Source organism: Bradyrhizobium sp. JR4.1 (assembly GCF_040548605.1).
In the GTDB taxonomy this organism is placed as follows: Bacteria; Pseudomonadota; Alphaproteobacteria; order Rhizobiales; family Xanthobacteraceae; genus Bradyrhizobium; species Bradyrhizobium canariense.
The window spans coordinates 11,477-36,422 of record NZ_JBEPRY010000033.1; the positions used below are offsets into that span (position 1 = coordinate 11,477).

Sequence of the window (24,946 nt, forward strand, 5' to 3'; positions counted from 1 at the left end):
TTCCTCGGCGCTCAGAGCCGATAGACGCGCATGGCAGTGGTTCTGAAAACGGCTTCGCGCTGATCATCGCGTAGCGGCGCCGCGGCGACACGGAACGCATCAATCAACTCGCGGTAGTTGGTCCACAATTTCTCGATCGGAAAATTCGAGCCGAACAGGCAGCGTTCGGCGCCGAAGATCGCAATCGTATCGGTCAGGACGGACGCGATATGCGCGGGGTCGTTGCGGTGGATGAAGGTTCCGAGCCCCGACAGTTTCGACACGATGTTCGGGCATGCGGCGAGGCGGGCCATGCCGGCGCGCCACGCAGCGCGGCCTGGGGGTGAAAGGTCCTCCAGCATGCCGGCGTGCTGGAGGATAAAGGTCACCTTCGGGCAAGATTCCACAAGGCGCGCGGCGTCCGGAATCTGCGGCGTGAACACCTGAAGGTCAAAGCTCCAGCCATAATCCGCAAGGCGGGCGATGTTGCGCTGGATCATGGGATCGGTGCAGAGATCCGGCCGCGCGGCGAAGCGATAAAGCGGGTTCTCGTGCCAATGCAGTTGCATGCGAACGCCGCGTACGAGGGCATAGCGCTTCAGGCGATCGAGCTGTGGACGCACGTCATCCACTGAAAAGTCGGCGTAAGCTACGATGGCATGCGGCCAGCCGTGCTCCTCGGCGGTCTGCTGCACCCAGGCGGCCTCTTCCTCGAAGCGGTCATTGGCCCAGTTGGTCTGGACATAGACTGAGCGGGTGACGCCGCTGCCTTCGAGGTCGCGGAGATATTCCCCGATCGGGTAATCGCGCCGGATCGGCTCGTATGGACCGAAGATGCGCGGCTGCATCGGACCGACCAGCCAGGGCAGGTCAGCCTGGCGCCAGATATGATGGTGCCCATCGACGATGTCCGTCACGCAACTCTCCTCTGTCCCAGCGCCAGCACATGCGCGACGATCGACGCGCTCGATCCACCATCGGCCAGGTCGTCGACGAAGCGCTCGATCGCGACCAGCGCTTCGGTCTGCGGCCGAAAGCCGGGACCGGCCGCGAGCGGCGTCAGCCAGCTCACGCGCCACGCACGGCGCGATAGTTTCTCGACCGCATCGCGCAGCGCGTCGGGTTCGCCCCGCTCCAGGCCGTCGGAAATAATGATCACGGCAGCTCCTCGCGCGTATCCGCCAAAGCGGGGCACGGCGAGAAAGGCCTGAAGCGCCTCGCCGATCCGGGTGCCGCCGTCCCAGTCGCTGACCGCATAGGCCGCGGCCTTGAGCGCCTGCTCGCGGCGCTTGAGACGCAACGGGCGGGTGATGCGGGTCAGCCGCGTGCCGAAGGTGAAGACCTCGACATTGGGTGCCGCCTGCACCAGCGTGTGCGCGAACTTCATATTCTCTTCGGTGCGCGTCTTCATCGAGCCGGAGACGTCAATCAGAAGCAACACCTTGCGTGGGCGGTGCCGCCGCTTCAAACGTCCCAGCCGGAGGATTTCGCCGTCGCTGCGAACGGAGTCGCGTAAGGTGCGGCGCAAATCCGCGTAGGGTCCGCTGCGAGCCCGCATGCGGCGATGGCCGCGCCGCTTCGGCAGGCGCCTGGGCGCCTCGCGGGACATCTGGCGCAGCGCATCGGTGGTTGAGAGCTGCGCAAAGCGGCGCTCGACCAGCGCTTCGGCGCGCGCAGCTGCGAGACCGGACTCATTGGCTTCGTCCGACAACAGTGGCTCGTCGTTTCCACGGACCTCCTCTTGGAGCCGAACTGTCTCGTCGTCCTCGCCGTCATCGACGCGCTCGATTGCCTCGTTTCCGCGAAAGTGCAGATCGAACAGCCGGTCGAACGTTGCGCGACGCTCCGGTGGAGGGGCCAGTGTTGCAAGGGCCGCCTGCCGAATGTCTTCCAGGCTGCGGGGACCGAGCAACTGGATCGCGGCGAGGAACGAGGTCGTCTGTTCCGGTGCGACGGCAAACCTGTTCGTTCGCAACAAGCTGACGAACGAGATGAAAACACGCGCAGCGCGCGGCAGTTCGGGTTCGGCGCTCATGCAGAGGCCTCCGCCAGCAGGGCGTCGAGGCGCGGCGAAATGAAGTGCAGATCCTCCTCGTCTTTCAGGGCAACGCCAATCGAGCGCCTGAAGGCATCGGGCCACCGTGCGCCGCCCTTGTGCAGCAGCGTGGCGGCCTCAGCCCAGTCAACGGCCTCGGCGATCCCGGGCGCCTTGCTGAGCGGCTCGCGTCGCAGCTTCTCGACGGCGGCGACGACGGCCCGCGCGGTCCCCTCGGCGACGCTGGAGGCCCGCATCATCACGATGCGGGCTTCGCGCTCCGCCGAGGGATAGTCGATCCAGTGATAGACGCACCGCCTCCGCAACGCTTCATGAAGATCCCGCGTGCGGTTTGAGGTGAGGACGACGACCGGGCGCTCAGAAGCGCGCACCGTGCCGCGCTCCGGGATCGAGATCTGAAAGTCGGACAGAAACTCGAGCAGGAAGGCTTCGAATTCCTGGTCGGCGCGATCGATTTCGTCGATCAGCAGCACAGTCGAGTCAGGCGCGCGCAGTGTCGCCAGCATCGGTCGCTCGATCAGAAAGGTTTCGCCGTAGATGTCGATGCTCTCATCGCCGGCCTGGCGGATGGCGAGCATCTGGCGCGGATAGTTCCATTCGTAGAGTGCTGCGGATGCGTCGATGCCTTCGTAGCATTGCAGGCGGATCAGGCGGCGGCCGAGGACGGCGGCGATGGCTTTGGCGGCTTCGGTCTTGCCGACGCCCGGCGCACCCTCGAGCAGCAATGGTTTGCCCAGCGCCAGCCCGAGATAGGCCGCGGTCGCCAGCCCCTCGTCGGCGAGGTAATAGGCGGCCCGAAGCGCCTTCTCCAGTGCCTCGGGGCTGTCGATGCCGACGATGTTGCTGCGGACGGCCATCGCGACCTCAGCGCCGCGCCTGAGGGCGCGCGCCGCCCTCGGCCTTGATCGCGCGCAGCACTTTCTCCGGCGTAATCGGCAGATCGTCGATGCGAACGCCGACGGCGTTGAAGATGGCGTTCGCAACGGCCGGCAATACCGGATTCGCGCACATTTCCCCGGGGCCTTTGGCGCCGAAGGGACCATCGGGAGCGGGGCGTTCCAACACGGCGATGTCGTGCGGGCAGATGTCGCCAGGACCGGGCATGATATATTCGACGAAGTCGCGAGGGCCATGGACAGGGTCTGGATAATAGGGTTCAGGGGTCTCGTAGAGCGCGTGACTGACGCCCATCCAGGCGCCGCCGACGAGCTGTTGCTCGACCAGGCGCGGGTTGAGCGCACGGCCGAGCTCATAGGCGGAGTCCATGCGGATCATCGTGACCTCGCCGGTCTCGTCGTCGACCTCGACCTCGGCGACCAGACAGGCATGGGCGTAGCAGGTCGCCGGCGACATCTCGCCGGTTTCCGGATCGACATTGGACAGAGGAACCAGGAAGATGCCACGGCCAGAGATGGTCTTGCCCTGTTTGAACTGCGCGGCGATGGCGACGTCCTTGGTGGAGATCGAGCGGTGCGGCGCGCCCTTGACGTGGATGTTGCCACGCCCGTCGGTTTCGAGATCGGCGGCGTTGACCTCGAGTTCCTCTGCGGCGGCCTCCATCATCACGCCGCGCGCCTCGCGCGCTGCCGCCATCACGGCATTGCCGACGCGGTGGGTGCCGCGCGAGGCGAACGAGCCCATGCAATGCGGACCGGTATCGGAATCGGCTGTGTCGACATAGACGTCCTCGACGGGCACGCCGAGCGTCTCTGCGCAGATTTGCCGCGTGACCGACTTCATGCCTTGGCCGAGATCAATCGACGACAGCGCTACGGTGAATTTGCCGCTTGGGTTGGAATGGACCAGGGCTTGGCTGGGATCGCCGCCGAGGTTCATGCCGATGGGATAATTGACCGACGCGATGCCGCGTCCGCGATGTCGGGTCATCTCAACGTCTCCTGGTGCCGAACACGGATGAGAATCGACCCGCCCCATGCGAGGGCGATGCCGGTCGCGGTGGCTGCGGCGGGGAGGGCGGTGGGGGCTCGCGCGGCGGTTCGCGCAACGCGGCGGTCGGCAGTCGATCATAGCTCGTGCGCTGCGGCGCCGGCGCGGTTGTCCGCGCGTTGGTGTCGGCAGGCGTCCGCGGGATGACGGCGCGGCTGCCGCCTCCGTCCTTGCGGGAGGAGGCACGCTTGAACTCGTCGCGGATCGGCCATTTGGCTTTCTCGGCGGCTACCTGGACGCACTCAATCAGCGCCGTGTTCTTGGCCTCGCGCCGGTGCGCCTTCATGTCGCCGTCGCGATAGGCATTGAGGATGCGAAACTCCATCGGATCCATGCCGACGAGGTTCGCGAGCTTGTCCATCTGGCACTCGATCGCAAAATCCATGGCGGTGACGCCGAAGCCGCGCATCGCGGTTGCCGGCGTACGGTTGGTGAAGACGCAGTAGACGTCGCCATAGACGTTCGGGATGGTGTAGGGTCCCGGCAGGTGGGCTGCGCATTTCACCGCTGCATAACTGGAGAGCCGCGTATATGCGCCGCTGTCGAAATATGCGCGGACTTTCCGCGCGACGACGCGGCCGTCGCGCATCACGCCGTCCTTGATGTAGATGCGCTCGGCGCCGCGCGGCGGGCCGTATTGCATCTCTTCTTCGCGTCCGAACACGTAGCGTACCGGACGTCCCGTCAGCATCGCACCCAGGATGCACAAAGGTTCGGTCAGCGTGTCCACCTTGCCGCCAAAGCCGCCGCCGACGGTGCCGCCAATGAAATGGAAGGTGTTCGAGGGGACGTCGAGAATCTTGGCGCAGGTGTCGACCGAGAAGAACAACGCCTGGGTCGAGGTATAGACGACATAGCGGCCGTTGGTGTCGGGCGCCGCGATCGACCCGTTGGTTTCGGTCGGCGCGTGCTCGATAGGCGACATCTGGTAGCGCTGTTCGAGCACGTGATCGGCGGTCGCGAGTGCGGCATCGGCGTCGCCGAAGCGGAGTTTCTGGTGGTCGTATGTGTCGTGATAAATGAAGGCATTCTTCGGATAGGTGTCGTTGACGACCGGCGCGCCGGCCTTCAACGCATCTTCTACGTCGAACACCGTCGGCAACGGCTCGTAGTCGATCCGCACCTTTGCGATCGCCTCGAACGCCTCGCGCTCGCTGTCGGCGACGATGGCCAGGATCGGCTCACCCTTGTAGCGAACTTTGTCGACAGCGAGCGACGGCTCGTCGTCCTTGCCGAAATTGATCAGGCTCAAAAGTGTGTTGAGATTACGGGGCACGTCGGAGCCGCGGATGATCCGGCGCACGCCGGCTGAGCGATCCGCGTCCGCTGTGTCGATCCGCCGGATCTTTGCATGCGAATGGGTCGAGCGGACGACCTTCAGGTGCAGCATGCCCTGGAGCTTGTGGTCGTTGAAATAGCTCGACGTCCCCGTGACATGGCCGAGCATGTCCTGACGCTGTGTGCCCTTGCCGATCTCGTTGAGATTATCGTCGCGCTCGTCGGCGAAAATGTCTTTGCGCAGTTCCAGCATGATCTGGTCCTTCAGGCGCTCACCCGGCCGCCGGAGGCGGCCAGAATGGCGTTGATGATCGGCTCGTAGCCGGTGCAGCGGCAGATGTTGCCGGAGATCGCCTCGACGATCTCGGCGCGGCTCGGGGAGGGATTGCGATCAAGCAATGCCTTGGCAGCCATCAGCATGCCCGGCGTGCAATAGCCGCACTGGGCAGCAAAATTCTCGGCGAAGGCGCGCTGCAGCGGATGGAGGTTCGGTCCCTGCTTCAGGCTATCCAGCGTCTCGACGGAGCGGCCGGCAACGGTCTCGGCCAGCGTCAGACAGGAGAGATGAAGCTCGCCGTCGATCAGGACACTGCAGGTGCCGCAGCCCCCCTGGCCGCAACCGAACTTCGGCGTCATGTCGCCGATCAATTCGCGAAGCGCGACGAGCAGGTTGGTGCCACCATCGACGAAAATGGCGACATCGCTGCCGTTGTGACGAAATTGCAGGGCAGTCTTGGCCATACGATCTATTCCTGACCCAAGAGAAGACGACGCAGATGGACGCCGACGATCTCGCGGCGGTACCAGGCGCTGCCGAGCGCGTTGTCGGACGGCGATGTTCCTTCCGCGGCTGCGGAGGCTGCGGCCGCTACCGTTGCGGCATCGAGCGCGCGGCCTTCCAGGGCGCGTTCGGCCGCCCGCGCACGTATTTGCGTCGGCGCCATCGATCCCAATGCAATTCGCGCCCCGGCGATCCGTCCGCCACTGATAGGCAGATGCGCGGCGAGCGTGATGACCGCGCCCCCTTTGGGCTTGATCCGTGCGATCTTGCGGTAGCGAAAAGCCTCCGCGTTGGTCGGTCGCGTGCACGACACCGACAGCACGAGCGCACCCGCCTGCCTTTCACGTGACTGCAAGAACTCCTCAATTGGAATGTCGCGCGATCCAAAGCCGCCTTGCAGGGCTACGGTGGCATCGAGCGCAAGCATGGCGACGGTGAAATCGCCATAGGGGTTGGGCGCGAACAGATTGCCGCCCACCGTACCCATGTTGCGCACTGCCGGACCGCCGATCGAGCGGGCAGGGGCGTGCAGGAAAGCGAGGTCGCGCTCGGCCAGAATCCTGGCGAAAGTCACGCCAGCACCCAGCGTGATCCGTGGGCCGGAGGGGTCGATCCGCGTCAAGGCTTGGTCATTGGCGCGCACGACGGTTGAGATCGAGATGTCGCCTTCGTTCAGTGCACGCATCACCAGCGTGCCGCCGCCGAGATAGCGCGCGTTGCGATCGGACGACAGCGCAGCGGCGGCCTCGCTCGAACTCGTGAAGGTCTTCACCGTCACAGTCATGTTGACACAGCCTCCTTGAGGTGCCGGCGGATCGCGTCGAATCCCGCCTGGTAGATGTCTTCCGCGACCATGTGGGTGATCCGGTCCTTGTCCCCCGGCCGTGTCGAGAAGCGGGATTCCCAGTGCCAGAAGGTGCGGTCGCCGTCCGTGACGGGCAGCAGGCGGACGTGGGCCACGTAGTTGAACATCGGGACCGGCGTATCGAGCAGGCAATAGCTGAAGGTCTGCTCCAGATCCGACAGCATCAGCAATTGCTCGCGCAGCTCCGAGCCGTCCTGCAGCTTGAAGCGCCTGACACAACCGATCTTGTCCGAAGCCTGCGCGCGCTCGATCGTGGAGGTCGCGACCGCCGGATGCCAGCGATCGTGCCCGTTGAAGTCGCGCAGCACGGCCCACACGGAGCCGGTCGGCGCATCCAGGATCGTGCTCTTGACGATATGCGGCACGGCGCTCAGCCTCCGAACTGGCGCTTGAGGGCGTCGAAGCCGCCCTGGAACACGCCGCCGCCGATATTCGCGACGAGCTCCGCCTCCCGCTCGGGTGCGCAGTCGAACTCGGCGGTCCATTCCATGAAGGTCTGGTCGCCATCCGTGACCGGCGTCAGCCGAAGCGTCGCGACGTAGTCCTCGACCCCCATCGGGGATTCGAGGATCGAATAGGTGCAGAACATGTCGTAATCGGACAGGCCGAGCAGCTTTTCCCGGATACGATCGCCGTTGCGCAGGCGAAAATCCCTGACGCAGCCGATCTTGTCGGATGGCTCGCCGCCCTCGATGCGGCTTTCCGCAATCGCGGGATGCCAGTTCGGCAGACCGTTGAAGTCGCGTACCCGCGCCCAGACGCGATCGTTGCGTGCGTTGACGACGGTTGAGACATAGACCCGGGCCATGGGGCGACCTCAGCTCTTCTTCCGAGGGCTGCGCTCGGCGGTCGGCTCGCCGTCGGACGAAGGCGAGGGCGCAGCGGTCGGCTTCTCGCCGCCGCCGCCGCCCTTGCGCGCGGAGTCCTTGATGCCCTGCATGTCGCGAGCTTCTCGGATCAGGCCTGGCATCTTGGCGAGGCTGCCGCCTTCGACGCCGATGTCCGCAAGAAGCGAGTCGATCAGCGGCGCCTGGACGCGATAGCGCAGCGCCGAGTCGATCACCTCGTCGGTCGCGCTCCGGCCGCCATTGCCGCCATGGCCGTTGCCGTTGAGGCCGTCGACCTGGAGGATGCGGATGCCCTCGATCTTCTCCATCGGCTTGACGCTCTCACGGACGATGCCCTCGATGCGGTCGAGCAGCTTTCTACGGAACAGCGAGTAGCGCGCCTGGTCCGTCAGCACGTTCTCGGCCTCGTTGAGCATACGCTGCGCCTCGGCCTCGACCGCGGCGCGGATCCGTTCCGCTTCCGCGGCAATTCGCGTCTCCTCGGCCTGCTTCTCGGCGATCAGGATCTCCACGGTCTTGCGACGCTTCGCGATCTCGCTCTCGCGCGCGGTAATGACGCGCTCGGTAGCCTCAGTGGCATGCACCCGCGCCTCCTCGGCCGAGGTCTTGGCCGCGGATTCCTCCAACGACTTCAGGTGGATGGCAATCGCCTTCTCCATCAGAACGGTCTCGACCTCCTTCTCACGATTGATTTCAAGCTTGCGCAGCTCGCGCTCGCGGCCGATGCGGGCCTCGTCGAGGCCGCGATCGGAGGCAATGCGGGAGCGCTCGACCTCTTCACGCGCGGCAATTTCGGCTTCCTGCAGCGACTGGACGCGAGCGACTTCGAGCTGTTCGATCGAACGGCGACGTTCGATTCGCGCCGCCTCCAGCGCATGCTCGCGCGAGACGTCCGTGGTCTCGACCTCCTTGCGCGCGACAATCTCGGCCTGCCTGACCTGGCGGTCGGCGTCGATGCGCTCGGACTTCTTGGTCGAGAGCGCGATGACCCGGTCCTCATCCGCGATCTCGATCGCCTTCTTGTGCTCGATGTTGAGGACTTCGCGCTTCCTGGAGGACGTGATGCGCTCGGTTTCGAGCGCGAGATCGACGCCGATGCGCTGCCGCTCGATGGTGTCGCGCCGCTTCAGCTCGGCCGCCTCGAGCACGGCTGTGCGCTCGATCTCGAGCGCGCGTGTGTCACGCTCCGCCTGAATACGCTCGGCTGCAACAGACTTCTCCTGCGCGATCCGCGCGGCTTCGATGGCTTCGCGTGAGGCGATGTCGGCTTCCTCGACGGCGCGGTTGCGGGCGATTTCCAGCGACCGAACGCGTTCTTGTTGGGTGATGCGGGCAGCTTCCGTGGCCTCGCGTGCCGTGACCTCTGCGACTTCCAGCGTCTGATTGCGTTCGATCTCCAACTGCCGGGTATTCTGCTCGACCGCGATGCGCTCGACGGCGAGCCTATGCTCGCGGTCGATACGCGCCGCCTCGACCGCACGCTGCGCCTCAATCTCGGCTTCCTGGATGTTACGCACCTGCTGGATCTCCAGCGCACGGGTGCGCTCATCGGATGCGATGCGCTCGACATTGACAATCATGGTCTGGGCGATGCGGGCCTTTTCGGTCGTCTCGCGGGCAGCGATCTCGGCTTCGTCCACGGCGCGCGTCCGGTCGATCTCGCGGCGCCGGGTCTCCTCTTCGTTGGCGATGCGGGCGTCCGTCACGACGCGGTCCTGCTGGATACGCGCTTTCTCGATCGCCTCGCGGGCGGTGATCTCAGCTTCCTCGATGGTCTGCATCCGCTCGATTTCGCGCTGGCGCACCTCGCGCTCGGAGGCGATGCGGCTGGTATCGATCGAACGCTGGTTGGCGATCCGGGTCTTCTCGATTTCCTCCCGTGCGAGCAGCTCCTTCTCCTCGATGGTGCGGGTGCGCTCGATCTCCCGCTGACGGGTCTCACGCTCCGAGGCGATGCGGGCCTCGGCGATCGCCTGATCGTTGGCGATGCGGGCCTTCTCGATGGTTTCACGGGCGGAAATCTGCGCCTGCTCGGCTTCGGTCTCGCGCAGGGCCCGCTCGCGCGCGACCTCGGTGCGTTGCAGGGCGCGGCGCATCTCGATGTCACGTTCCTGTTCGAGGCGCGCCGTCTCGCTTTCGCGTTCGATCTCGAGAGCCTGCCGCTCGGCCTCCAGGTTGCGAGAGCGGATCTTGATCATCGAATCTTGCTCGATGTCGTTGCGCAGCTTGCGCTTGGCCTCGATGTCCTCCATCAGGCGGGTCAGACCTTCGGCGTCGAAGCGGTTCGAGGGGTTGAAGAATTCGAGATCGGTCTGGTCCAGATCGGTGATCGCGACTGACTCCAGCTCGAGTCCGTTCTGGGCGAGGGCCTCTGCCGCGTTTGCCTTGAGGCGGGCGACGTACTCGCCGCGCTGTTCGTGCATCTGCTCGAGGGTCATCTCCGAGGCAACGGAACGAATGGCGGAGATGAATTTGCCGGCGAGGAGGGCGTGGAGCTGTTCGGGCTCCATGGTGCGGCGGCCGAGCGTGGCGGCCGCGATAGACACGGCTTCGCGGGTCGCCTGCACGCGGACATAAAAATCGGCCTCGATGTCGACGCGCATGCGGTCACGGGTGATTACGGCGTCCTGGCGGGAGCGAACGATGCCCATCGGCTGCACGTTCATGTTGACCGGCGTGTAGTCGTGGATGAACGGCAGCACGAAGGCGCCGCCGTTGATCACGACGCGCTCGCCGAGCAGGCCGGTCCGGACGAATGAGGTCTCCTTGGACGAGCGGTGATAGAGCCAGTTCACGATGTAGACGCCGACCACGATCACCACGACGGCGACGATCAGCCAGAGGATCAATTCACCGACCAGAGTCCCTGACATGTTTCTCTCCCTCGACCTTTCGGCGTTATCGCGCGCCGATAGTCTTGAATTTGCGAACCTGATCCGTCAGTGCCCGCTCGACCGGAAGCCGTTCCATCGAGGAGGCGCCGTAGAAGCCGTGGCAATTGCGTGTGTTCCTCATGATGAAATCGGCATCGTCCGGATCGGAGATCGGTCCGCCATGAGCGAGCACCAGAATGTCCGGATTGACGCCGAGTGCGGCAGAGGCCCAGGTGTCGATGTGCGCTGGGCAATCCGTCAGCTTGAGCGCTGTCTGCGCGCCGATGGTGCCCCCGGTCGTCAGGCCCAGATGACAGACGATGATATCCGCGCCCGCGATCGCCATCGCGGCAGCTTCCTTCTCGCTAAAGACGTAGGGCGTCGTCAGCAGGTCCTTCTCGCGCGCCTTTGCGATCATGTCGATCTCGAGCGCATAGGACATGCCGGTCTCTTCGAGATTGGCGCGGAACACGCCGTCGATAAGGCCGACGGTCGGAAAGTTCTGCACGCCGGCGAAGCCGAGCGCTTTCAATTGGTCCAGGAAAAGATCCATGTCGCGGAACGGATCCGTGCCATTGACGCCGGCGAGCACTGGCGTCCTGGAGACGACGGGCAGCACTTCGCCCGCCATCTCCAGCACGATGGCGTTGGCGTCGCCGTAAGCCATCAATCCCGCGAGTGAGCCTCGGCCAGCCATGCGGTAGCGGCCGGAATTGTAGATGACGATGAGGTCGACACCGCCAGCCTCCTCGCATTTGGCCGAAAGGCCGGTGCCGGCGCCGCCGCCGACGATCGGCTCGCGGCGCCTTGCCATGTCGCGGAAGCGCTTCAACAGTGCAGCGCGTTCAAACCGTGCCATCGGTCACCTCGCTAGTCTCCGGCGCGCCCCAATGCGGCCGAACAATGTTCGGAACGCGCTGACAATGGTGGAGGCGAACTCGGGGTCATTGATGTTCTTGGGAACGCGGATAAGCTGACGGTTGGCGGTCTGCCGCACGTTGCGCTCCAGCGTGCGGAACAGCGCCGCATCGGCATCCGGATCCCAGAATGGCTGTCCTCGCGCGTCGAGCGCGGAGACGCCGCCCTCGGGCAGGAAGAAGCGCACCGGCCCGTCCATCCGGTTGAGTCGATCGGCGATCCAGTGCCCCATGCGCTCGTTCTCCTCCGCCGTGGTCCGCATCAGTGTGACCTGCGGGTTGTGGACGTGGAATTTCCTGCCGCGGTAGCGCTCCGGGATCGTCTCAGGAGCGCCGAAATTCACCATGTCCAGCGCGCCCGCCGAGCCGACATAAGGCACCCGGCTGCGGATGATGGCGCCAAAGCGGTCGTCGGTGGCCGGGAACACGCCACCCATCAGGAGGTCCCCGACCTCCGTGGTCGTGAGGTCGATGACGCCTGCGACCTGCCCGGAATCGACGAGCTTCTCCATTGAGCGTCCGCCGACGCCGGTGGCGTGGAAGACGAGGCACTCGAAATCCTCGCGCAAGTCGGCCGCGATCTTCTGCACCGCCGGCGTGGTGACACCGAACATGGTGATGCCGACCGACGGCAATCCGCTGTCGTCGCGATCCTTTCGTGCATGCTGATCCAGGCGCGCCTTGACCATGCCGGCGAGCGCGTTGGCGCCGTTGGCCAGCACGGCGCGCGAGATCGAGTTGAGGCCCTGCACGTCGGCGACCGAATGCATCATGGTGATGTCCGCGGGGCCGACATAGGGCCCGACGTCACCGGAGGCGACGGACGAGATGATAAGTTTCGGCACCCCGACAGGAAGGGTCCGCATACCGGGCGCGACCAGTGACGCTGCGCCCGAGCCGCCCGCCGAAATCACGCCGGCAACATTGCTCTGGCGCCGCAGCCAGCTGCTGAAGGCCTCGGCCATCGCGGTGACGGCGGCGCCGCGGTCGGGTCCGAATACCGCCGATCCGCCGCGACCATGGTTCAAGGCGATCTCCTGGGCGGAGACGTCGCTGGCCGCGTGTCTGCCGCTGGTGGAGACATCGACCAATCGGGTTCGCAGGCCTGTCCCAGCGATGATGTCGCGGATGAAGTGGAGCTCCGTGCCCTTGGTGTCGAGCGTACCGACGACGAGCACGACCGGAGGGCCCTGCGTTTGCGTCGCAACCGGTTCGCGCCGTCGCCGTGCCGTCTCGTCGAGACGCATCACCTGTGTCGAGAACGTGCGGGCCGCGGCCTCGATGCGGGCGATCGGCACCGGTTGCGACCAGCGAGTCGGCGGCGTCGGGTTGGAGATGTAGATGCGGATCGCGCCGCCCGGCCGCGTTTGCGGCGGAGAAGGTTTCGCTTCCGTATCCGCCGGCGGCACGTCGAGGTCGAGCTCGAGTCCGGCGTGCATTCCGACACCGAGCAGGCGCTGCTGCAGCTCGCGATCGGCGGCAAGCCGCACCGAATCGATGATGCGGTTGACGCGGCCGTTGACCATGATCGCGACGTTGCCCGACACGGCGGTCGCCACCCCGATATTCTGCTCGATCACGAGCACGGACATGTCGCCGTCCTCGCCAAGCCGTAGCAGCATCTCCTCGACCTGGGCCACGATGACGGGCGCGAGCCCCTCGGTGGGCTCGTCCATGATCAGGAGCCGCGGGTTGGTGAGCAACGCGCGCGAGATCGCGAGCATCTGTTGCTCGCCGCCGGAGAGCTGGCCGCCGCCGTGATCCTTGCGCTCGGCCAACCGCGGAAACGTCTTGTAGATGCGCTCGACCGTCCAGGCGCCGCGGCGCAAGCCGGCGGCAAGCCGCAGATGCTCGTCGACGCTGAGTGAACGCCACAGCCGCCGTCCCTGCGGAACGTAGCCGACGCCGAGTCGGGCTATGTGGGCAGGCGGCTGCCGGGTGATGTCATCGCCGCGGATGCGGATCGAGCCGCCGCTGACCGGCACCAGCCCCATGATGGCCTTGCACAGCGTGGTCTTGCCCATGCCGTTGCGGCCGACGACCGAGAACACGCCGGCCTCGAGCGTCAGGTCCACGCCCTGCAACGCATGCGAATGGCCGTAATAGACGTCCAGGCCGCGGACTTCGAGCGCGGCGGCGGTACGGCGGACCTCATTCATGGCCGCCTCCGAGGTAAAGCTCCTGCACTTCGGGATCGGACTCGATCTCCTGCGGACGGCCTTCCTTGAAGATCCGCCCGTTGTGCATCATCGTGACGCTCTCGACGACGCGCAGGGCCACGTCCATGTCGTGCTCGATGATGATGTAGCCGATATGCGCGGGCAGGGAGGTCAATATCTCGATCAGCTCGGCACGCTCGGTCGGCGACAGTCCCGCGGCCGGTTCATCGAACAGGACGAATCGCGGTGCGCCGGCAAGCGCAAGTGCGATCTCGAGCTGGCGCTGCTGGCCATGCGCGAGTTCGGCAACGCGCTGATCCTTCACGCCCGAGAGATGGACGGCCCGCACGAGATTTTCGGCTGCGTGCATCAACGCATCGTTTTGACCGGGGCGGAGAAACGAGAAGCGCCCCCGTGAGACGCCACGGCAGGCGAGGTAGACATTGTCCTGGACGGTAAGGCCGGGAAACAGCGCGGAGATCTGGTAAGTCCGGCGCAGGCCGCGGCGGATGCGCTCATAGGGCGGGAAGTGCGTGACGTCCTCGCCGAAGAAGCGGATGGTGCCGGAAGAAGGTGGGAAGTCGCCGGTGATGCAGTTGAACAGCGTGGTCTTGCCGGCGCCGTTGGAGCCAAGCACGGCGCGCCGTTCGCCGGGGCGGACGGTAATGGTGATGTCGGTGAGTGCCGCCAGCGCGCCGAACAGACGTGTCACGCCGCGCAGCTCCAGCGCCGCGCCGGCGCCCACGACAGAGAGGCGTTGTGCGACGCTATCCATGGTTGGATCCTTGACTGGATCTTTGGCCAGATTCTCGGCCACGTCGTCCGCTTGAACTTGCCGCGCCGGAGCGTTGGCGGCGGCGCCAGCTCTGCCAGAGCCCGATGACGCCGTCCGAGGACCAGAACACGATGGCGAGGAAGCCGAGGCCGATCAGGAGCCGAAAGCGGTTGCCGTCGAGCCCCAGCTTGACCAGGAAATCGAGTGCGAAAGTGCGCAGCAGCACGAAGATCAGCGCGCCGATAAAGGGTCCGATGGGGCGCGTGATGCCGCCGACGACTGCGATGATGAGAATATCGATGCAGGCTCCGACGCTCACGGATCCCGGCGAAATCTGCCCGTAATTCCAGACCTGGAGTACCCCTGCGAGCGCCGCGACGAAGGACGCGAAGACGTAGGCCGCGACGCGATGCGCATTGACGTTGAAGCCGAGCGCCGCCATGCGGCGGGGATTGTCGCGTACGCCTTGCAGCGCGAGGCCGAATGGCGCGCGGGAGATGTAGTCGACGGCGAAGTAGCACAGCGCGGCTACCGCGAGGACGATATAATAGAACGGAATGTCGGCGCGCCAGTTGACGCCCCAGAAATGCGGCGTGGCAACGGTATTGATGCCAGTATGGCCGTTGAAAATCGCCCAGTTCTGGTTGGTGAAATAATAGAACGCCGCGCCGATCGCGAGCGTGATCATGATGGTGTAGATGCCCTCGGTGCGCACCGCCAGCGCGCCGCCGAGCGTGCCGAAGATGGTCGCGAGCGCAAGCGCCATCGGGACCGCAAGCCACCACGGCCAGCCCAGGCTGATATTGGCGTTGCCGCTGACGCCAAACACCGCGACCATATAGGCGGAGAAACCCGCGATGGTGAGCTGCATCAGGCTGACCATGCCGCCATAGCCGGCAAGAAACATCAGACTCAGCGCCATGGTTCCGAGGATCAGCGTGGTCGCAAAGATCTCGATCAGGAAGAAGCCGTTGGCGATCAGGGGCATGATCAGGAGAATGGCGGCGACGGCCCAGGCCGCCGGATTGTCGATGTCCGGCCATCCGCGCAATCTGGAGCGCTGCACCGCAGTGGCGGGACGAACCGGGACGCGGGCGTCGTGAGCGAGGGACATGTCAGCGCCTCGCCAACAGGCCCTGCGGCCGAATTGCCAGCACCAGAACCATGATCAGGAAGGTCACCACGATGGCGTAGGTCGGGATGTAGACCGAGCCGAGCTGTTCGGCGAGGCCAATGATGAGCGCGCCCAGGGCAGCCCCAGGAATCGAGCCCATCCCACCGACGATCACGACGACGAGGGAGGCGAGCAGGAAGCGGATATCTTCGCCTGGCGAGAGCGACTGGAAGGTTCCGCCGACGACGCCAGCGACGCCGGCGAGGCCGGCGCCGAGCGCAAACACCACCACGAAAACGAGTTGGATCCGTACCCCGGTCGCAGCCAAGATGTCGCGATCGTCGACGCCGGCGCGGATGATCATGCCGATGCGCGTGCGGTTGAGCGCCAGCCACATCGCCATGCCGATCACGACGGAGGCGGCGAAGATCACGAGTCGAACCAGGGGATAGCGGAGATAGACCGGCTCGCCTGAGGATTTGATCGCGGTGACCAGCGGCAGCTCTACAGGTCCGATCAGCCAGTTCGGGGTCTGGATCTGATAGAAATCGCCGCCGCAGGCCCACAGCATCAGATCGGCGAACACGATCGAGAGTCCGATGGTCACCATGGTCTGGCGCAGGTCCTGGCCTTCCATACGGCGGAAGACGAGGACCTGGAGCAGGACGCCGACCAGTGCCGTCAGGACGAAAGCGACGATGAAGCTGAGGACCCATGAACCGGTAGCGGCGCTGATGGCATAGCCGACATAGCCGCCGAACAAATAGAGCGAACCGTGCGCGAGGTTGACGTTGCGCATCAGGCCGAAGATCAGCGTGAAACCGCTGGCGACGAGGAAATAGAGACCGCCGAGCGTGATGCCGTTGAAGAGGGCGTTGAGGAAGACCCGCTTGCGGCCGAACGCATCTTCGACGCCCTGCGGCCACACTGCGAAAACCAGCCAAAGCGCCACCGCAATCACGATGATGACAATCAGTGCCCAGGCAGGATGGCGCTCGACAAAGCGGGTCATGATCGCCGCTCCGTCTTCACGTCACCCCATCTCTCACCCCGCAAGCGGGGCGGAGAGGCACGCAGACCGTTGCCGGCCGCAAGCCCTGCCATGAACGTGCGCTCCCTATTGCGCGTGATCCTCTTTTCGGGATCGCGTTTGGCGCATCCTAATGCGGCTGTAAGGGAGGTGTTTGATCGTGAGTATCTTTTCGCGTGCGGTCAGGCGCGCAAAACCTTGGCCGCGCGGCGATAATCGGTCGGCGCCATGCCGACATTGGCGGCGAAGAAGCGGGTGAATCCGCTCTGCGACGAGAAGCCGAGATCGAAGCCGATATCAGCGATCGGCGCTTCGCTCGCCACCAGCGCCTCCAGCGCCTGCTCCATCATCAGCGTGTTGAGATAGAGGTGTGGCGTGACGCCGGTCTGGGTGCGGAAGAGCCGGTAGAAATGCGGCCGCGACAGGCCGGATTCGCGCGCGATGGTGTCGAGCTCGATCTCGGCGCCAGGACTCTCCGACATCATCTTGATGCACTTGCGCACGCGAAAATCAGTGATGGAACCGTTTGTGCGCGGATCGCGCGCGGTCGCCGCCTGTTGCCAGCTTTCGTCATAACAGATGTCGATCAGGCTTCTCAGCTCGCCATCGAGGCTGTTGAGCGAGGGAGCGCCGCACACGAGGGCGGCTGCGTGCCTGATATGCTTGTCCAGCGCAACGGACCGCGTGAACTGGGTGCGGCCGAAGCGCAGGCGATCGGCGCCGGGCGCATCGGGCGCAAACCACTCCGCATTGACGTAGAGCACGAAGAAAACGGCACCGCCGTCGAGATCGGACGGCAGGAAATTATGCGGCTCCCACGGATTGACCGCGACGACGGAATCTTCGGTGAGCTCGTAGCGTCCGTCGCTGACATCGATGCATGCGGAACGCCCGCCGACATGGAAGATCAAATGACCTTCGCGATGTGCGTGGATGTTGAAAGGGCGGTTCAACTGATAGACCGTCGCCCGACCAAAGCGGCCGTGGAAGACGGCGAGCGCCCGGCTCATGCCTCTCCTCCCAAAAGCTCTTGGTATTTTTTGGTAGCGTTCAACAACCGAGGAGAGAATGCAAGGGCGCACGTGTCGCGCTTCTGGCAAATCTCTCCCCGGCCGGTCATCGTTCGCGAACGAGACTAGGTCAGTATTTCTTACATTCCGGTACTGTGCGGCTCGGTAAACCGATTTTGGCGAACACCGCGGGATCGTAGCCCAGCGTTTGGTTGACGTTCGGGATCACGTTCACGACCTTTGAGAACAGCGCGCCCTTGCCGTCGTCGACGACCTCGGTGACGAAGTTGGTGCCGATCGCCTGGCGGTTGGAGTCCAGCTTGATCTTGCCGTTGGGTGCGTCGAGTTCGATCTTGGCAAGCGCCTCCTTGTACTTGGCCTGATTGTTGGAGAGATCTCCGTTGACCTGACGCAGCGCCAGGATGAGCGCCATGGTGGAGCCGTAGTAGTTGGTGGCGAGCAGCGATGGGCTCGGGAAGCGCTTGTTGGGCGGAAAGGCGTCCTGATAGTCCTTCACGAACTTCTGCCAACTCGGGTTCTCCCAGGTGTCGGCCTGGCCGCTCGCGGCCAGCGTGCCGATCAGGGCATTCTTGGCGTTTCCCTTGGACGACAGGATGGTCTGGTCGATCATGATCGAGCCGCCCATCAGATGCGCCTTGCCGCCGGCCTGCTGGTATTGGTTCAGGAAGTTGACGGCGTCGGCGCCGCCGAGGCCGAGATAGATTGCGTCGACGTCGTCGGGCAGTGCGGCGATAACCGAGGCAAAGTCCTTTGTGCCAAGCGGCACCCATTGCCGGTTGGTGACCTGTCCGCCAGCACCGCAGAACTCGAGCACGAGGCCGAACACCTGCGTATAGATGAAGGAGTAGTCTTCGCCGACGGTCGCGATCTTGCGATACTTCTTTTGGTCATAAGCGTATTTGCCGAGGCCCACCTGCCACTGCGCGCCGTCCATGTTGTAGCGGAAAAAGTTCGGAGCCGGATCGACATAGGTCGTTTCCTGGGCACCGGAGGCGGCATTGATGAAAGTGAGTTCGGGATGGGTCTTTGCAAAATTTTTGACCGCGATGCCTTCGTCGCCAGAGAGCGGCGACAGCAGGATCTGTACCTTGTCCTGCTCGATCAGCTTGCGCACGGCTCGTACGGCGGAGTCCGGCGTCGCGTCGGTCGAGGCGATGACAAATTCGAGTTCCTTGTCGCCGACCTTCTTTCCGAGGACGTTGAGGGCCGTCTGGAAGCCGCGGATGCCGTCCTCGCCGAGCACGGTGTAGGTGCCTTCGAGCGTCGCGGTGACGCCGACCTTGATCTTCTCCTGTGCGAAGGCGGTGCCCGAAAGTAACAGGCTGCTCAACGCGATCAGTCCTAGACTGCCTTTCAACATTTGCTCTGCTCCCTGGGCGTTCTTGTCACTGTTTTTCACCGCGCCTGGACGCGCCCGCCGCGCGGTGCGGCGTTCGGACAAGGCCAACGGTTCTTGAAATGGAGGCTAACTGAACTCCGATGCAGCGCACGTGCCGGAGCCGCGCGCGGCTTAACGGGCAGTCTCATTTTGAATGCTGCGTCGCGATTAACATCGCAGTGCAACAGGCGTCAGGCTTCCCGAATTTGCACCCGCCAGCCGCATGGCGGTCGCGGACTGCCGCCGTGTGAAGGGATCGCTCGAATAGAGGAGAAATCAATCGTAGGCGTTGCGTGATTTCGCCGCGCGCGGCACTCGCTGGTTATACGTTGTGGCAGGCGATCGTCCGACCGTCCGCACCGACAGATCGAAGTTGTGGCACATCGACGAGACAGCGATCGCTCGCCATAGGACAGCGGGGCGCATATGCACAGCCGTGCGGTCGCGTGAAGAGGCTTGGCGGTTCACCCATTTCGATCGCGCCCTGGATCCGTTCCGATGGATCGGGCTTCGGAATTGCCGCCACCAACGCGCGCGTATAGGGGTGGAGCGGATGATCCAGGACCGTCCGCGTCCCGGCCTGCTCCACGATCCGGCCCATATACATGACAGCAACGCGGCTGCTGATCTGCCCGATCACGCCAAGGTCGTGCGAGATGAAGAGCATCGACAGTCTCAATTGGTCACGCAGATCCATCATCAGGTTGAGCACTTGCGCCTGCACGGAAACGTCGAGGGCCGAGACCGGCTCGTCGGCGACGATGATGGACGGCGTGGGAAGAATGGCGCGCGCGATTCCGACCCGTTGCCGTTGCCCGCCACTCAGTTCGTAAGGGTAGCGAGCGGCGAAAGACGGGTTCAACCCGACGGCCGTCAAGGTGGCGGCTATGGCCGCGCTGCGCTCGGCGCGGCTCTTGAAGATGCCGCTGATGTCGGCCGCCTCCGCCACCGAATCTCCAATTGCGCGCCGCGGGTTGAGCGATGCATTGGGGTCCTGGAAAACCATCCGGACGTTCAGACGCATCTCGCGCAGGCCGGAGCGGCCGGCTCCGATCAATTCGGTTCCCTTCAAATTGATGTTGCCGCTGTCGGGCTGGACCAGCCCGACGAGGGTTCGGCCTAGCGTGGTCTTGCCGCAGCCGGATTCGCCCACGATCCCGAGGACCTCGCCTTCGGCCAGCGACAGCGATACACCATCCACCGCCTGCACCCGGTATTTCCGACCGGCTCGCCTGGCACTGAACGAGACCATCATGTCCCGGACGTCGAGGATGACATTGCCGCTCATGGTAGCCCCCCGCCGGCCAGCGGAAATGCGCAGAGCACCTCGTGTCCTTGGGAGGCCTCCAGGCGGGGAGGGGGCGCCACGCGGCACTCATCGCGCACCGCTGCGCAACGCAAGGCAAACACGCAGCCGGCAGCGACCGTACCTGGCAGCGGCGGCTGACCAGAAATGGTTGGCAGCCGGCGCGCGCCGGAGTTTCGCGACGGCATGCAATCCATCAATCCGCGGGTGTAATGATGACGCGGTGCGCCGAACAGCGCACCGACTGAAGCGGTTTCCACGATCCGGCCGGCGTACATGACAGCGACGCGATCGGCGAGCTGCGCAATGACTCCCATGTCGTGGGTGATGAACAATATCGCCATATCCAGCCGATTGCAGAGCTCGCGCAAGAGCCCGAGAATCTGAACCTGTATGGTGACATCGAGCGCGGTGGTCGGTTCATCGGCGACCAGCACCTGTGGCCTGCAGGCCAGCGCAATCGCGATCATGACCCGCTGGCGTTGGCCTCCGGACAACTGATGCGGATACGCGGACAGCTGCATTTTGGGGTCGGGCATACGTACCAGTTCGAGCAGTTCGCGCGCACGGACCAGCGCCGCCGCGCCCGAAATTCCCTCATGCACGCGCACGGCTTCGGCGATCTGATCGCCGATCCGACGAACAGGGTTGAGTGAGGTCATCGGCTCCTGAAAGATCATTGCCATGCGGCCGTGGCCCGCTTCGACACGTTGCCAGGGCTGCAGCTGCGTTACGTCGCAGCCCTCCAACAGGACCCGCCCGGCGCGAACCCGGGGACCGGGCTGCGGCAGCAATCCCATGACCGCAAGCGAGGTCATGCTCTTTCCGCAACCGGACTCGCCGACGAGGCCAAGGATCTCGCCCTTGGCCAAGCCGAAGGACACGCCCGCGACGATGTCGACCGGCGAGGTTTCCGGCCCCACTGACACCGTAAGGTCGCAAACTGTCAGCACGGCCTAACCCTTCTCACCAAAGACCTGACGGAATCGCGGATCAAGTCGATCGCGCAATGCATCGCCGACCAGGTTCAGAGAAAACGCCGTCGCCACGATCATCATGCCCGGAAAGAAGAGCAGCCACGGAGCGCGCGTGATGAAGGTCCGCGATTCCGCCAGCATATTGCCCCAGCTCGGAATGTCCGGCGGGGCGCCGAGGCCCAGGAAATCGAGTGAAGCCGCGCCGAGCTGCGCGAACGCGAAGACGAAGCTGGCCTGCACGAGAAGTGGTGAGACCAGGTTCGGCAAGATGTGCCGACTGATGAGCCATGCCGCTCCGGCGCCCATGCTGCGCGACGCCTCGACATAGGTTTCCGCGCGCAAGCGCAGTGTCAGTCCGTAGACGATCCGGGTCGTCGTCGTCATGTAGCCGATCCCGATGGCCAGGATGACGGTGGCCACACTCGGGCTCAAGATGACAATCAGGCCAAGTGCGAGAAGCAGAGTCGGGAAGGCCATCAGCACGTCGACCATGCGCATCAGCAGGTGACCCAGCCGCGGGAACAGAGCGGAAAGTACGCCGGCCGGAACGCCGGTCGCGAGAGCGAAGACGACCACGCCCGAGCCGATCAGAAGTGCCATGCGTGCTGAATGAATGGTGCGCGACAGGGTATCCCGGCCGAATTGGTCGGTGCCGAACCAGTGGGTCACGTTCGGGGGCGTCAGGCGGATCAGGGGATCGATGGCATACGGATCGTAAGGCGACAGCCAGGGTGCGAAGATCGCGGCGAGCACGGTCGCCAGAAGGACCCCGAGCCCGGCCAGCGCGATCGGACGGGCGATGAACGGCTTGAGCCACAAAATCACGCTGTTGCTGCTCATTGAAGTTCAACCCGCGGATCGAGCAGACGATAGCTCAGATCGACGATCAGATTGATCAGGAGATAAACCACGACAATAACTAGGATGACGCCCTGGATCACAGGGTAGTCTCGACGAAGGATCGACTGAACGACGAGGCGGCCGATGCCGGGCAGGGCAAAGACGGTTTCGGTCACCACCGCTTCGGACAACAGTGCGGCGAAGGTGAAGCCGAAGGCCGAGACGACCGCCAGCAGTGCATTACGCCAGATGTGACGACGCACGACCTGCCACGGCCTAATTCCCTTTGCACGCGCCGTGCGCACGTAGTCCTCCCGGGAGACGTCGAGCATGCTGGCGCGCGTCAGCCGCAGGATCAAAGCGGCATTCGGAGCCGCAAGCGCCAGGCTGGGCAGGACGAGATAGCGGAGATTGACGACACCGCCTTCGAAGATCGACGGATAACCGGAGCTCGGAAACCAGCCGAGCCAGGCGGCAAAGATCAGGATCAGATAGAGCCCGACCCAGAACGTGGGTATCGAGGCCATCAGCATCGCCCCACCGGACAATCCCTGGTCGAGCCACGTGCCGTGCCGGACCGCCGCAATCATGCCGATCGGCACGCCGATGACCGCAACCCAGATCATCGTCATGGTGGCGAGCAAGATGCTGGTCTCGGCGCCATCGGCAATCACCGACAGCACGGGCGCCTGGAAGAAGATCGACCGCCCGAGATCGCCCTCGAGCACATGGCCGGCCCAAGTGAGATATTGCAGGATGATCGGCTGGTCGAGACCGAGCTGGTGTCGCAAGGCGTCGATCTGGTCGGGCGTCGCGGTGTCACCGAGCAGAACATAGATCGGGTCACCCGGCACGATATGGATGAACGCGAAGATGATGATGGACGCTGCCAGCAGCGTCACCGCCGTCGTTCCTGCGCGCTTGAATGCGTAAGACCACATGTGATTGGGCGCCTGGTCAGCGGCAACGATGCGCGCCGGCGCCGGCGCTCGACAGTCCTCGCGGCCTCATTGTCCGTCCTTATTTCGTCGACACATTCCAGAACACGGGACCGTTGGGATTGAGCCCCTTGAGCTTGGGAGACGCAATGTCATAGGTGTAGGCATCGCCTACTTTCATCACCGGTACCTGCTCATAGATCAGCGACTGGATCTTGTCCCATGTCGACTTGCGCGCAGCTGGATCGGTCGTGTTGATCAACTCTGCCCGAAGCGAGCCGATCTCGGGGCTGTCCCACCAGCCGGGATAGCTCGCATTCAGGAACGTGAGCAGCAGCGGGTCGGGCGCGAAGGAATGGTGGGTGACGAAGATGTCCCACTGTTCCGGCTGGCCGCGCATCTTCAGAAGGGTCGCCCAATCGACGACCATCATCTGAACATTGATGCCGGCGTCGGCCAGCTGGCGGGTGAAGACAGAGGCTTCATCATAGTGTGCCTGGTAGTTCGTCGAGACCAGCAGGCGGATCGGCGTCCCCGTGTAGTCCGCCTCCTTTGCGAGCTCCTTGGCCTTCTTCGGATCGTGCGCACTGTAATTGGAGGCGCCTTCGGTCGAGTACCAGGGTGTGCCGTTGGGAAAGATCGATCCTTCGGCATTCCACAGGTCCTTGGGACCGAAGGCGACGCGCAATGCCTGCGACTTGTCCAGCGCGGTCTGGATGGCGCGGCGGAGCTTGTAATTGTCCTTCAGGATTCCCTGCTTCGAGTTCATGAAGAAAAGGCCGAAGATCGGCGCGTTGGTACGCTGCACCTGAACCGATGGATCTTTGCTCAGGGACTCGTACAGATCGCCGGAGATCATTTCCGCGTAGTCGTAGTCGCCCGCCTGCACGCCGCTCACGCGCGTGCCGACGTCAGGCACCGGAATGAACCGGATCTTGTCGAAGCTCGCAACGCGGGCGCCAGCGAAGCCGTCCCCCTTTTCCTTGACTGGCTTGTAGCCCTCGAACCTCTCCACCTCGACATAGCGGTTCGGCCGCCACTCCACGAACTTGTAGGGTCCGGTGCCGATATAGTCCTTTTGCTCGATCGGCCGGTTTCCCGCTTTGGCGGCTATGTCTTCCGGATAGATCGCAAGGCCGCCATTGACGTCCGCAATGAGAGCCTTCCAGGCGCCGTTCGGCGCGGACAATTTCAGCGTGACTTCATACTTTCCGGTCGCCTCGACCGAGGTAGCCGCCGCCATCAGGAGCTTGCCACGCGCACCGAAACTGCCCCATCGCGTCATCGAGGCGACCACGTCCTTGGCGGTCATCTCCTTGCCGTTGTGGAAGAGGACACCTTCGCGGAGCTTGATGACGATGGTCCGACCGCCGTCTTCCGTGCGATCGCTCTCGGCCAGCATCGGACGCGGCGTATAGGTCGAGTCCAGGGCATACAGGGTCTCGAAGATGTGGCGGCCGATGACCGATGCGACGTCGGCTGTCGTCAGCATGACATCGAGCGGCGGCGGTTCTCCGATGGTGGCTTCGCGGAGCAGGGTGGCGGCATTGGCCTGCGCAATCAAAAACGACGCAGTGGCCAGCCCCATGACGCCACGCATCAAGACACTTGGACCGTATCTCATGATCGCCCTCCCGCCTTGTTGAACCGCCTGCTTCCCGGTGCAGGGGATGTGCCTTTCAGCTGTTGCGCTGATGGCACGCTATTGGTTGTTCGAAAGTTACATACACAATTTGGCAATTATCAAGCGGAAAATGCTGTTCTTGATGGGGCATGCCGATATACGTTTGGTCGATGCTGAAGGTTTCTTACGGCAGCTTCTTGCCAAGGGCGCAGGTTGATCTGACCTGGGGA

At 64.2% G+C, this 24,946-nt stretch carries 22 protein-coding genes; all 22 read right to left on the minus strand.

What is annotated here, in order from left to right; translation table 11 throughout:
• Positions 1 to 11: 11 nt before the first annotated feature.
• The 22 genes from ABIB90_RS37090 to ABIB90_RS37195 all read right to left on the minus strand — a co-directional run bounded on the left by ABIB90_RS37090 (position 12) and on the right by ABIB90_RS37195 (position 24,716).
• Entirely contained in the window at positions 12 to 896 is an 885-nt protein-coding gene (locus tag ABIB90_RS37090; RefSeq protein ID WP_354171402.1) for an amidohydrolase family protein, read from the minus strand.
• The gene (locus tag ABIB90_RS37095) at positions 893 to 2,014 is read right to left on the minus strand and encodes a vWA domain-containing protein (protein WP_354171400.1); all 1,122 of its coding nucleotides are present in this window, start codon (positions 2,012 to 2,014) and stop codon (positions 893 to 895) included. The genes ABIB90_RS37090 and ABIB90_RS37095 overlap by 4 nt, the downstream gene beginning before the upstream one ends.
• Positions 2,011 to 2,892: an AAA family ATPase gene (locus ABIB90_RS37100; RefSeq protein WP_027569309.1), complete on the minus strand. Its 882-nt coding sequence runs from the start codon at positions 2,890 to 2,892 to the stop codon at positions 2,011 to 2,013. Before ABIB90_RS37100 ends, ABIB90_RS37095 begins: the two co-directional genes overlap by 4 nt.
• 7 nt (positions 2,893 to 2,899) lie before the next feature.
• Positions 2,900 to 3,922 carry a xanthine dehydrogenase family protein molybdopterin-binding subunit gene (locus ABIB90_RS37105; protein WP_354171397.1) on the minus strand — a complete coding sequence of 341 codons (1,023 nt, stop codon included), beginning with the start codon at positions 3,920 to 3,922 and terminating at the stop codon, positions 2,900 to 2,902.
• Between the two features lies 1 nt (position 3,923).
• A complete protein-coding gene (locus ABIB90_RS37110; RefSeq protein ID WP_354171395.1) occupies positions 3,924 to 5,513 on the minus strand; it encodes a xanthine dehydrogenase family protein molybdopterin-binding subunit in 1,590 nt (529 codons plus the stop codon).
• Positions 5,514 to 5,524: 11 nt separating this feature from the next.
• Positions 5,525 to 6,001 carry a (2Fe-2S)-binding protein gene (locus ABIB90_RS37115; protein ID WP_007593025.1) on the minus strand — a complete coding sequence of 159 codons (477 nt, stop codon included), beginning with the start codon at positions 5,999 to 6,001 and terminating at the stop codon, positions 5,525 to 5,527.
• 5 nt (positions 6,002 to 6,006) lie between these two features.
• Complete coding sequence (locus tag ABIB90_RS37120; protein ID WP_354171393.1) at positions 6,007 to 6,825, minus strand: FAD binding domain-containing protein; 819 nt, start codon at positions 6,823 to 6,825, stop codon at positions 6,007 to 6,009.
• A complete protein-coding gene (locus ABIB90_RS37125) occupies positions 6,822 to 7,271 on the minus strand; it encodes an SRPBCC family protein (protein WP_354171391.1) in 450 nt (149 codons plus the stop codon). Before ABIB90_RS37125 ends, ABIB90_RS37120 begins: the two co-directional genes overlap by 4 nt.
• A 5-nt stretch (positions 7,272 to 7,276) precedes the next feature.
• A complete protein-coding gene (locus tag ABIB90_RS37130) occupies positions 7,277 to 7,714 on the minus strand; it encodes an SRPBCC family protein (protein ID WP_007593021.1) in 438 nt (145 codons plus the stop codon).
• Positions 7,715 to 7,723: 9 nt separating this feature from the next.
• Complete coding sequence (locus ABIB90_RS37135) at positions 7,724 to 10,627, minus strand: flotillin family protein (RefSeq protein ID WP_219684405.1); 2,904 nt, start codon at positions 10,625 to 10,627, stop codon at positions 7,724 to 7,726.
• Positions 10,628 to 10,652: 25 nt separating this feature from the next.
• A complete protein-coding gene (locus ABIB90_RS37140; RefSeq protein WP_354171388.1) occupies positions 10,653 to 11,486 on the minus strand; it encodes a phosphoenolpyruvate hydrolase family protein in 834 nt (277 codons plus the stop codon).
• A 3-nt stretch (positions 11,487 to 11,489) separates the two neighbouring features.
• Positions 11,490 to 13,703 (minus strand): ABC transporter permease, encoded by a 2,214-nt coding sequence (locus ABIB90_RS37145; RefSeq protein WP_354171386.1) that lies wholly within the window; start codon positions 13,701 to 13,703, stop codon positions 11,490 to 11,492.
• Positions 13,696 to 14,478 carry an ABC transporter ATP-binding protein gene (locus ABIB90_RS37150; RefSeq protein ID WP_354202501.1) on the minus strand — a complete coding sequence of 261 codons (783 nt, stop codon included), beginning with the start codon at positions 14,476 to 14,478 and terminating at the stop codon, positions 13,696 to 13,698. Before ABIB90_RS37150 ends, ABIB90_RS37145 begins: the two co-directional genes overlap by 8 nt.
• Positions 14,471 to 15,592, minus strand: a complete 1,122-nt coding sequence (locus tag ABIB90_RS37155; protein ID WP_354171384.1) for a branched-chain amino acid ABC transporter permease — start codon at positions 15,590 to 15,592, stop codon at positions 14,471 to 14,473. Before ABIB90_RS37155 ends, ABIB90_RS37150 begins: the two co-directional genes overlap by 8 nt.
• 1 nt (position 15,593) lies before the next feature.
• Positions 15,594 to 16,604, minus strand: coding sequence for a branched-chain amino acid ABC transporter permease (locus tag ABIB90_RS37160; RefSeq protein ID WP_354171382.1), 1,011 nt, complete (start codon positions 16,602 to 16,604; stop codon positions 15,594 to 15,596).
• A gap of 200 nt (positions 16,605 to 16,804) precedes the next feature.
• On the minus strand, positions 16,805 to 17,632 hold the full coding sequence (locus ABIB90_RS37165) for an AraC family transcriptional regulator (protein ID WP_219684401.1): 828 nt from the start codon (positions 17,630 to 17,632) through the stop codon (positions 16,805 to 16,807).
• A 130-nt stretch (positions 17,633 to 17,762) separates the two neighbouring features.
• Positions 17,763 to 19,013 carry an ABC transporter substrate-binding protein gene (locus tag ABIB90_RS37170; protein WP_007593010.1) on the minus strand — a complete coding sequence of 417 codons (1,251 nt, stop codon included), beginning with the start codon at positions 19,011 to 19,013 and terminating at the stop codon, positions 17,763 to 17,765.
• A 340-nt stretch (positions 19,014 to 19,353) separates the two neighbouring features.
• Positions 19,354 to 20,319, minus strand: coding sequence for an ABC transporter ATP-binding protein (locus ABIB90_RS37175; RefSeq protein ID WP_007593009.1), 966 nt, complete (start codon positions 20,317 to 20,319; stop codon positions 19,354 to 19,356).
• Positions 20,316 to 21,290: an ABC transporter ATP-binding protein gene (locus ABIB90_RS37180; RefSeq protein ID WP_219684399.1), complete on the minus strand. Its 975-nt coding sequence runs from the start codon at positions 21,288 to 21,290 to the stop codon at positions 20,316 to 20,318. The genes ABIB90_RS37175 and ABIB90_RS37180 overlap by 4 nt, the downstream gene beginning before the upstream one ends.
• A gap of 3 nt (positions 21,291 to 21,293) precedes the next feature.
• Positions 21,294 to 22,154, minus strand: a complete 861-nt coding sequence (locus ABIB90_RS37185; protein ID WP_007593008.1) for an ABC transporter permease — start codon at positions 22,152 to 22,154, stop codon at positions 21,294 to 21,296.
• Entirely contained in the window at positions 22,151 to 23,095 is a 945-nt protein-coding gene (locus ABIB90_RS37190) for an ABC transporter permease (protein WP_007593006.1), read from the minus strand. The genes ABIB90_RS37185 and ABIB90_RS37190 overlap by 4 nt, the downstream gene beginning before the upstream one ends.
• A 79-nt stretch (positions 23,096 to 23,174) precedes the next feature.
• On the minus strand, positions 23,175 to 24,716 hold the full coding sequence (locus tag ABIB90_RS37195) for an ABC transporter substrate-binding protein (protein WP_354171378.1): 1,542 nt from the start codon (positions 24,714 to 24,716) through the stop codon (positions 23,175 to 23,177).
• Positions 24,717 to 24,946: the final 230 nt, after the last annotated feature.